Consider the following 9,088-nt stretch of genomic DNA (forward strand, 5'->3'; position numbering starts at 1 on the left):
GCCTCGGCGGTGGCGTTATCGAAGCAGGGTTTAATTATTTATGAGTAGCGTAGTAAGCAAACCCGAGCAACTCGCTAGACAACAAGTTCTGGCCCTCGCGGCTATTGTGCAAGGTACGGTATTGGTAGATCAAATAGCCCGTACCGGCCAAGCGGAGCCGCAGGCATTGGAAGCGTCAATCAATAGTCTCTTCGCCTTTTCTGCCACCACTGTTGAAGAAGCCTACGGTGGCATTGAAAACCTCGAAGTCGGAATACGGGGTCTGCGCGACTTGTTAAGCGGCAATGATTACGGCGAACGCCGCGCAGTTATGCGTTATTGTTTAGGCGTTTTGCACCTTCATAAAAAACTGCGGAGCGACGACACCACTGCCTCGCTATTACGCAATCGGCTACAACACGCCGCTAAAAATAAAGAAATGAATGACATTGATATCAGTAGCTTAAGCGCATCTCTTTCGGCAATTTATCAAGATACAATTTCAAAATACAATTTCAGAATTCAAATTACCGGCAGCGCCCAAGAGCTGCAAAACGCCAATAATGCCTCACGTATTCGCAGCTTATTGCTCGCATCAATCCGCGCCAGTTATTTGTGGCGCCAAGCGGGCGGCAGTCGCTGGAAACTGATCTTTCAGCGCAACCGACTTTTTGCCCAGACTAAACAGCTACTTGGCACTGAAATCCCTCGTTAACTCGTGTATTATTGCGCGCTTTCCGCAATAGCCGCCCCGCACTAAAAGGTATTGAACATGGACTTATCCGCGCTTTCCGCCGTCTCCCCCGTTGATGGCCGTTACGGCAGTAAAACCGCGCCACTGCGCCCCGTATTCAGCGAGTTTGGCCTAATCAAATACCGCTTAATTGTTGAGGTCCGCTGGCTGCAAGCCCTTGCTGCCAACCCTGGCGTGGTGGAAGTACCCGCGCTGAGCGAAGCAGCTAATGCCGCCTTAGAAGCATTAATTAGCGGCTTTAATGAAAGCGGCGCACAGAAAGTCAAAGACATCGAAGCCACCACCAACCACGACGTCAAAGCCATTGAATACTTTATTAAAGACGCGATCAGCGGCAATGCCGAACTAGCGGCAATTTCTGAATTTGTGCACTTTGCCTGCACCTCGGAAGACATTAACAATCTGTCCCACGCCCTGATGCTTCGCGAAGGCCGCGAGATTTTACTCGCCGATGCCGACGCCATAATCAATAAGCTCGCCGAGCAGGCCCGTGAATTTGCCGCTGTGCCCATGCTTGCCCGCACCCACGGCCAAACCGCCAGCCCGACCACTATGGGCAAGGAGTTCGCCAATGTGGTTGCTCGCCTGCGTCGCCAGCGCGATGCCATCGCCGATGTAGCACTACTAGGCAAAATCAATGGTGCAGTAGGTAACTACAATGCTCACCTATCTGCCTACCCCGATATCGATTGGGAAGCCCACGCCGACGCCTTCATCAGCAAGCTTGGCATCAACTGGAATCGTTACACCACCCAAATTGAACCCCACGACTACATCGCCGAGTTATTCGACGCTATCGCGCGCTTCAACACCATTTTGATCGACCTTGATCGCGATATTTGGGGCTATATCTCTCTGGGTTACTTCAAGCAGCGCACTATCGCCGGCGAAGTAGGCTCCTCGACCATGCCGCACAAAGTAAACCCCATTGACTTCGAGAACTCAGAAGGCAATTTAGGCCTGGCCAATGCCGTACTCAACCACCTTGCCGCGAAATTGCCTATTTCGCGCTGGCAGCGCGACCTTACAGACTCCACGGTGTTGCGTAATATGGGCGTGGGCATTGCCTATAGCACCATGGCGTATGCCGCGACCATGAAAGGTTTGAGCAAGCTGCAAATCAACGAGGCGCGTATCGCTGCGGATCTGGACGACAGCTGGGAAGTCCTCGCTGAGCCGATTCAAACTGTAATGCGTCGCTACGCCGTGGCCGAACCTTACGAGAAGCTTAAAGCGCTTACTCGCGGTCAGCGCATTACCGCTGAAATTCTCAAAGAGTTTGTTGAAACCCTAGAGATTCCAGAGTCCGCTAAAGCCGAATTGCGAGAATTAACCCCCGCCAAGTACATCGGCAATGCCGTCGCGCAAGCGCAGCGGATCTGATCGCCATGGCGCTGCAAGGATTTGATGCCCAGCATTTTCTGGATACCGCCTGGCAGCGCAAAGCAGTCTTAATCAAGGCCGCCCTGCCGGGTTTTGAATGTCCCTTGGACGGCAATGACCTCGCTGGGCTTGCCTGCGAAGAAGATGTCGACAGCCGCATTATTATAGAAGCTAAAGATGGCTGGGAATTGCGCAGCGGGCCTTTTCAGGAAGCCGATTTCGCCACCCTACCCAAGTCACACTGGACCTTGCTGGTCCAGGGTGTCGACCAATACCTGCCAGAATTAGCCGATTTAATGGCCGAATTTCGCTTTATACCCCGCTGGCGCACAGAAGACATTATGGTTAGCTACGCCACCGACGGTGGCAATGTCGGCCCCCATTACGACCAATACGATGTTTTTCTAGTACAGGCCAGTGGCAAGCGACGTTGGAAAATCGGCGGGCATTGTGGGCCTGATACCCCGCTATATAGCCACCCCCAACTTAAATTGTTACAGCACTTTGAGACGGAACAAGAGTTTCTGCTCGAAGCTGGCGACATATTGTATGTACCTCCCGGCGTCGCCCATTGGGGCGTAGCGGAAGGCGACGACTGCATGACTTTGTCGGTGGGATTTCGCGCGCCATCGGAATCCGCGCTATTGGGTGATTTTTGCGATGAAATCGCCAGCCATAGCGATGAGTCCCTTCGCTACCGTGATCCGCAACTAAGCGCCAATGCCAACCCCGGGGAAATATCCCCATTGGTTCACGCTCAACTAAAAGAAATACTACTCAAACAGCTCGATAATGACACGCTACTGACCCGGTGGTTTGGCGAAATGATGACCCGAGTGCCGGGCCAGAGTGAATACCGTGACGACAGCCTCAGCCGCGAAGACTTTAGCAAGCTGCTCACTGAAGGCCTAGACCTTCATTTGCGCTTAGGCGCGCGCCTTGCCTTCGATGAACAGCACCTATTCGCCGACGGCGTGGCATTTGCCTACCCACCAAAGGATCGCGACGATGTGAGGGCGCTTTGCCAGGTCGAATGTGGCAAATCGATAGGTAATTTCCACAAATTTAGCGAAGAAATGCTGTACGCCCTGTATTGCAATGCTACGCTCTACTTTGATGACGACACTTACGATAGCTAAAGCAGATTGGGCAAATCACGCCGGACTTCTCTCCGAAATCCGTCATCGCGTATTTGTCGAAGAACAAAACGTGCCAGAAGCGCTTGAGCTTGACGAATTCGATTCCGACGCCAGCCACTGGATCGCCAGGATTGAAGATAAGGTGATCGCCACAGCAAGGATGCTGGATAACGGCGTTATCGGTCGTATGGCAGTACTAAAACCATACCGCGGCAAGGGCGTTGGCACCGCGTTAATCAATGCCATCATCAAGGAGGCAAAAGCACGCAGTTACCCTGCTGTAGAGCTCGGCGCCCAAACCCACGCCATCGCTTTTTATGAGACCGTTGGATTTCGCATCAAAGGCCCGCGCTTTATAGACGCTGGCATTGCCCATCAGCACATGCATTTACAATTGACATCTGACCCACCACCCGGATTCAGCATTGATTCGGCGCTACGCGCCAATCCAGCACAGGGGGTGTTAGAGCTATGTAAAAACGGTCGCTGGGAGCTGCGCATATTCAGCCATAGCCTCGAACCGCTACTTTTCAGTAGTGAAAATTTTATTCGCTGTATTTATGAGTTTGCCCATCGCCATCAAGAGAGCAAAGTGTTCCTGATGATATGCGAAGAGCGTCCGCTGCGAGAAACTCATCACCCACTTGTCGAACTAAGTCGACAATACCGCCACATTTTGCAGCTGCGCACCCTTAGCATTGACTACACAGTGAATGCCGATGATTTTTTTATTGTCAGCGACGAGGACCACTTGATCACCTACCCCCACCAAAGTGAAATAGATCAAATGTTGCGCTCTGACGATGAAGCCACCGCCAGAAAATATCGAATGAAATTTGACCAACTATGGCGCCACACCAAAGATCCGAGCTCACTGAAACCTTTTTACTGATATCAGCCTTAAATACTCACTCCTCTAGTAGCACACCAACTTCGTTGTCGCGATCGACTAAAGCATAGCAACGTAAATTACGACAGGGCTCTTCACTCGCGGCCAATAATTGACCGCTGCGAATATCAAAACGGTAACCGTGCTGGGGACACACCAACTCCCCGCCCTCTACATCGGAGCTGCGTAATGGGTATTCTCGGTGGGGGCACTGACTCTCAATAAGATGGCGCTGCCCCTCAATTTGCAGCAGCATAAGATGATGGCTGTCTATTTTGAAAACCTTACGATAGCCGTCGTAAAGATTGATTAGTTTTTCCAGACTGTAATATCGCATTGCAAAACTACTGATAGATTTCAAACAGCTTAACCCATAGCGTGGCTGCACGAAAAGCCCGCTTGACAGCCGAGCAGATGCAGGAACACACTTTGAAAGCCCTATAATACATATATCAATCCCGTCATCTACCGTTATATAGCGAGATGAACATGGCTATCTCTAGATCAAACCTACCGCAGGCCCATGACAACAGATATCCGATAAGGCTTGCTCTAATCATCGCCGCCACCTTATTTACTGGCTGTGGTGGTGGCAGCGGCTCTAGTGGCGCCCAAGCCCCAAGCTCGAGCAGCGACGGATTATTACGTAAGGTTGCTAGCGACGCGGAGTTTGTCAGCCAATTCCGCGCCGCCTACACTCGCCCTGTATCGGCGGATACTAGCAAAAACGGTAACATGCAGCCCGTCGCCGCAGAAGCTGGCGGCGCTACTGACAGCAAATCCGGCTACAGTACCACCTACACTCTAGAAGCCGATGTCGACGAATTTGACGTATTAAAATACGACGGTGACCATCTTTATATCGCGCCGACTCTACAAGCGCGCTGCTGCTTTATCAGCCAAGGCACTTTAAGCGCTAACGACGCCAGCTTTGCGCCCCCCAGCCCCGATCAATCTGGGGGAATTCGAATATTAAGCACCAACACAGCAAACGCCTCAGCCGCCGAGGTAAGCACCATTCCCTTAGCGCCAGGCGAATACGTGCAAGGGTTGTATATCAGCGGCAAGCAATTAATCAGCATTGGTAGCAGCCAATACTACGGGCCCTATGGCAGCAAGTGGTTAGGCATAGCGAATTGGCTCCAGCAAAATTTAAGCATCAAAATTTACGACACCACCACAATCACCAAGCCAGAGCTAAAGTGGGATATTGGTATTGAAGGCGGTATGGTGGACAGTCGCAGAATTGGCGACACGCTCTATATTATTAGTCGACACAGCCCTTATTTTGACAATATTTACTACTACCCAAGCAATCAAAATGAAGCCGATGCCAACGCCCAGCGCCTGGCAGCGATTCAGCCCCAAGACCTCATTCCACGGCTAACGATCAATGGCGAATCTAAACCACTGTTTACACCCCAAGGCTGCCTGCTGAGTCGCGATGATCAAGCCCAAGACTACGCCTACCCTGTCTATACCAGTATTACCGCAATATCACTCAGCTCACCAAACACGGCAGAGTCGGTCTGCTTCAACGAAGAAAGCACCGGCATTTACGTATCCCAAGAGGCCTTATACCTCAGCCAATACCGCTACAGTGGTAAAAGTGAAGGCACGCGAATTCACAAATTCAAGCTCAATGCCGGCAAACCCGATTACCGCGGCTCCGCCGATATAGCAGGTCAACTATGGGGGCCAGGGCAAGCCGATTTTAGAATGTCGGAGCGCGGCGGCCTGCTTCGTGTCGTTACCACTGTCTTCACTAATGACAGCCAAGATTCCCGTGACCACCAGCTCAGCATCTTGCAGGAAGCAAGTACTAGTAAAACACTCGAGTTGGTCGGTAGCCTGCCAAATGCTCAGCGGCCCAAGGAGATTGGCAAGGATAACGAAGCGCTTTATGGTGTGCGGTTTTTAGGCGATCGCGCCTACTTCGTTACTTTCGAACAAATCGACCCGCTGTACGTTATAGACCTAAGTAATCCCGCAGACCCGTATATTGCCGGCGAATTAGAAATTCCCGGCGTATCCGATTTTCTGCACCCCGTAAGCAATGAGCTATTGCTGGGACTCGGTCGTGGAGGGCCATCACAGCAGCATATTAAACTGAGCTTATTTAATATTTCCGATATTAGTAAGCCCCAGGAGCTCAATAACGTTTTACTGGGCGTCGACGGTGGCTGGAATTATTCTGAAGCGCAATACAATCGCCACGCGTTCACCTATCTAGCGAATGATACTGGCCCAGACCGGCTCGCAGTCCCTGTGCAGTCGAGTTATCAAAAACCGGACAGCAGCTACAGTAATGAGAATCGCCTCTACTTGCTGGAAATTAGCGCCAAGACGATGCCCGCCACAGCGAGTGTTGACCTGGTTGGCAGCATCATTGCCAGCCCAGCACCAAACGATATGTGGTATGCCGGTCAAAACAGATCGGTATTAGACGGTGACGCGGTCTACTTTTTGTCAGGTGATGCCGTCTGGGCCGCCTTGTGGGGGGATTCGGCCGTGCAATCGGGGCCATATTGAGCAATCTCGCTAGCGCCTAGGGGAAATAGCGGATTAGCCAAACCGCTGCTTTCGAAGCACAAGCAGCAAATGCCTGAGCACAAGGGCGACGCGAGGCTAGCCCCCGGCAAGTTAAAACCTGCCAACTCACCCCATGTTTTCACGACTTACATTTGCTATTATTCGCGCGAGCCTACCTTCAAATTGTAAGAATAAATCCCTAGCTGGCCATTTTAAAATTTCGGAATCACTTTGACACTGCGCACCCTGAGCTACAGTTTTGGCATCGTCATGGCATTGGCCCTGAGTCTTGCTGCGGGCGCCCAATACCGCGAATTGCAAATAGCCCAAACGCAGTTACAGCGCCTGCAACCTAGCCTAATAGACATCGGTTTCAGTCAGTCAATGAGTTTTCACCACCGCCAAGCCATTGCGATTGCCCAATTGCTTTTAGACGGCAGGCCAACGGGCTTAGCCCCCTTAGCGCGGTCAATTGCGGCAACACAAATGCTTGAATTAGGTGAAATGCAGGGCTGGCTCAAACTGTGGGGGCAGACCTTACTGCCACCAAACCCAGAGATGTCATGGATGTTACTCGGCAACAAGCCACTAGACGAAGCGCTAAGCCAATATTTAATCGCCTGCGGAAAGGCCGAAGCAGGTATGCCGGGCATTGCTAGCAATGAAGAGCTGGCGCAACTTCGACATACTGAAGGGCGAGAGCGAGACGAACTTTTTTTACGCTTGATGCTTGCCCACCACCAAGGCGGTGTCCCCATGGCACAATTCGCTGCAGCTCAAGCCAAATTAGCCGTCGTGCGCAAGGTCGCCGCGCAAATAGTACTAGATCAATCCAAAGAAATTCACCAAATACAATCCATTCTGGCTGTAATGCCAAGGCTCGAACACCACTAAGTTGGTGACCAATAAAATTTTACTTTGCCAAGCTTGATATCGAGAACTGAACTATGAAATACCATTTTTATCTAGGCCTAATACTCGTGGCTACCAGCAGTCTTATCGCCTGTAAATCAAGCAATAACTCAGCGCCAGCAAGCTCGGTCGCAGACGGTCCAAGCAACCCCCGCGCGGTTTGCGGTCCAAGTGATCGCCCAGAAACCGGCATGCAGGGCCGCGTAAGCCAAGCCGACCACGATGCTGGGCTTGCGACGCTCGGGTTCACTTGTAATACCGAATTAGTGGGTTCCTATTTCACCCCTAATGCGATTGGCACCGTCGGCGGCTTTAAAGTTGAGCGCTATGTGGATAAAACGGGGCGTGAATGCGCGTATTACGACAGCACCCTACTCTATCCCTCGAATGTACTGGACATGGATGCTGGCGTAAACGTGCTGGACATGAGCGACCCAACTTCGCCGCTAATGACAGCACGTTTGGTGACGCCCGCGATGCTATCGCCTCACGAATCTGTCGTGGTTTCTCAACAGGCCGGTGTACTCGCGGCGGTGATGGGCAACCCTGCATTCTACCCAGGCATTGTTGATGTTTACGACTTGTCAGAGGATTGCCGCAACCCAGTATTAAAATCCTCCGCGCCAATCGGCGTCATTGGCCACGAAAGCGGCATTACCCCCGACGGCAAAACCTTTTACTCCTCGTCACCTGGCACACCAACCTTGACGGCAGTGGATATTTCAGACCCCGCACTGCCCAAACATTTATGGACTGGCAATTACACTTCACATGGTTTATCCCTCAGCGACGATGGTAATCGCGCCTATCTCGCTTCTGGTAATGGCTTCGGCGTCTTAATTTTAGATGTATCGGACATCCAAGCCCGCACGGCCAATCCCCAAGTTAGCGAAATTGCCACTGTCTCGTGGGACAATCAAACCATCCCGCAAAACGCGATGCCCTTCACTCGCAATGGCAAAGCCTATCTGCTGGAAATTGACGAATACTCAAGCAACGAGCCAGGCGATAACGCCTCAGTCACTTCCCACGGGGAATTTGTCGGCGCTGGCCGTATTATTGATATTAGCGACGAAACCAAGCCCCGCGTCGTATCCGATTTACGCTTAGCGGTGCACGACCCTGCCAACCGCGAAGCCATTGCCGACGATCCGGGCGCATTTAACCCAACGGGCGGCTATGCCGGTCATTACTGCTCAGTACCAACTCGCGTAAACCCAGACATCGCAGCGTGCAGCATGATTCTGTCTGGCCTGAGAATATTTGATATTCGCAACCCCGAAAAGCCTAAGGAAATTGCCTATTTCAATGCCCCAGTACAACCACGGGTCCTCACCGTGCCGGCACCGGCTAGCAACTGGGCCATGTCTCGGCCCGCATTTGTCCCAGAGCGCAAGGAAATTTGGTACACCGACGGTTACAGTGGCTTTTACGTTGTTCGTCTCACTAACGGAGTGTGGTAAACGGGGTAAGCGACAAACAATAAAATAAACACCGCCC

Annotated in this window: 8 protein-coding genes; 7 read left to right on the plus strand and 1 reads right to left on the minus strand. The window is 51.9% G+C overall.

What is annotated here, in order from left to right:
- Nucleotides 1–40: 40 nt before the first annotated feature.
- From hflD to ABYT30_RS11365, 4 genes are read left to right on the plus strand one after another with little or no spacing between them, the layout of a single operon-like run.
- Nucleotides 41–694 (plus strand): high frequency lysogenization protein HflD, encoded by a 654-nt coding sequence (gene hflD, locus ABYT30_RS11350; protein ID WP_373096540.1) that lies wholly within the window; start codon nt 41–43, stop codon nt 692–694.
- Between the two features lie 57 nt (nt 695–751).
- Nucleotides 752–2,116, plus strand: coding sequence for an adenylosuccinate lyase (gene purB, locus ABYT30_RS11355; RefSeq protein WP_373082352.1), 1,365 nt, complete (start codon nt 752–754; stop codon nt 2,114–2,116).
- Nucleotides 2,117–2,121: 5 nt separating this feature from the next.
- Complete coding sequence (locus tag ABYT30_RS11360) at nt 2,122–3,255, plus strand: JmjC domain-containing protein (RefSeq protein ID WP_373096542.1); 1,134 nt, start codon at nt 2,122–2,124, stop codon at nt 3,253–3,255.
- Nucleotides 3,233–4,147, plus strand: coding sequence for a GNAT family N-acetyltransferase (locus tag ABYT30_RS11365; protein WP_373082356.1), 915 nt, complete (start codon nt 3,233–3,235; stop codon nt 4,145–4,147). Before ABYT30_RS11360 ends, ABYT30_RS11365 begins: the two co-directional genes overlap by 23 nt.
- 16 nt (nt 4,148–4,163) lie before the next feature.
- Here the strand turns inward: ABYT30_RS11365 and ABYT30_RS11370 are convergent, their stop codons facing one another.
- Nucleotides 4,164–4,481, minus strand: coding sequence for a Rieske (2Fe-2S) protein (locus ABYT30_RS11370; protein ID WP_373082358.1), 318 nt, complete (start codon nt 4,479–4,481; stop codon nt 4,164–4,166).
- A 152-nt stretch (nt 4,482–4,633) separates the two neighbouring features.
- Between ABYT30_RS11370 and ABYT30_RS11375 the strand changes: the two genes are divergently transcribed.
- The 3 genes from ABYT30_RS11375 (at nt 4,634) to ABYT30_RS11385 (ending at nt 9,051) form a co-directional block, all read left to right on the plus strand.
- Nucleotides 4,634–6,676 carry a beta-propeller domain-containing protein gene (locus ABYT30_RS11375; protein ID WP_373096544.1) on the plus strand — a complete coding sequence of 681 codons (2,043 nt, stop codon included), beginning with the start codon at nt 4,634–4,636 and terminating at the stop codon, nt 6,674–6,676.
- A 231-nt stretch (nt 6,677–6,907) separates the two neighbouring features.
- On the plus strand, nt 6,908–7,570 hold the full coding sequence (locus ABYT30_RS11380; RefSeq protein WP_373082361.1) for a DUF305 domain-containing protein: 663 nt from the start codon (nt 6,908–6,910) through the stop codon (nt 7,568–7,570).
- A gap of 53 nt (nt 7,571–7,623) precedes the next feature.
- Nucleotides 7,624–9,051 (plus strand): LVIVD repeat-containing protein, encoded by a 1,428-nt coding sequence (locus ABYT30_RS11385; RefSeq protein WP_373096546.1) that lies wholly within the window; start codon nt 7,624–7,626, stop codon nt 9,049–9,051.
- Nucleotides 9,052–9,088: the final 37 nt, after the last annotated feature.

The sequence above is a fragment of the Zhongshania sp. genome (assembly GCF_041623545.1).
Lineage (GTDB): Bacteria > Pseudomonadota > Gammaproteobacteria > Pseudomonadales > Spongiibacteraceae > Spongiibacter.

Excerpts from the sequence above, each read along its gene's own strand:
- hflD (WP_373096540.1), top strand. The coding sequence starts at position 41 with ATGAGTAGCGTAGTAAGCAAACCCGAGCAACTCGCTAGACAACAAGTT.
- purB (WP_373082352.1), top strand. The coding sequence starts at position 752 with ATGGACTTATCCGCGCTTTCCGCCGTCTCCCCCGTTGATGGCCGTTAC.
- ABYT30_RS11360 (WP_373096542.1), top strand. The coding sequence starts at position 2,122 with ATGGCGCTGCAAGGATTTGATGCCCAGCATTTTCTGGATACCGCCTGG.
- ABYT30_RS11365 (WP_373082356.1), top strand. The coding sequence starts at position 3,233 with ATGACGACACTTACGATAGCTAAAGCAGATTGGGCAAATCACGCCGGA.
- ABYT30_RS11370 (WP_373082358.1), bottom strand. The coding sequence starts at position 4,481 with ATGCGATATTACAGTCTGGAAAAACTAATCAATCTTTACGACGGCTAT.
- ABYT30_RS11375 (WP_373096544.1), top strand. The coding sequence starts at position 4,634 with ATGGCTATCTCTAGATCAAACCTACCGCAGGCCCATGACAACAGATAT.
- ABYT30_RS11385 (WP_373096546.1), top strand. The coding sequence starts at position 7,624 with ATGAAATACCATTTTTATCTAGGCCTAATACTCGTGGCTACCAGCAGT.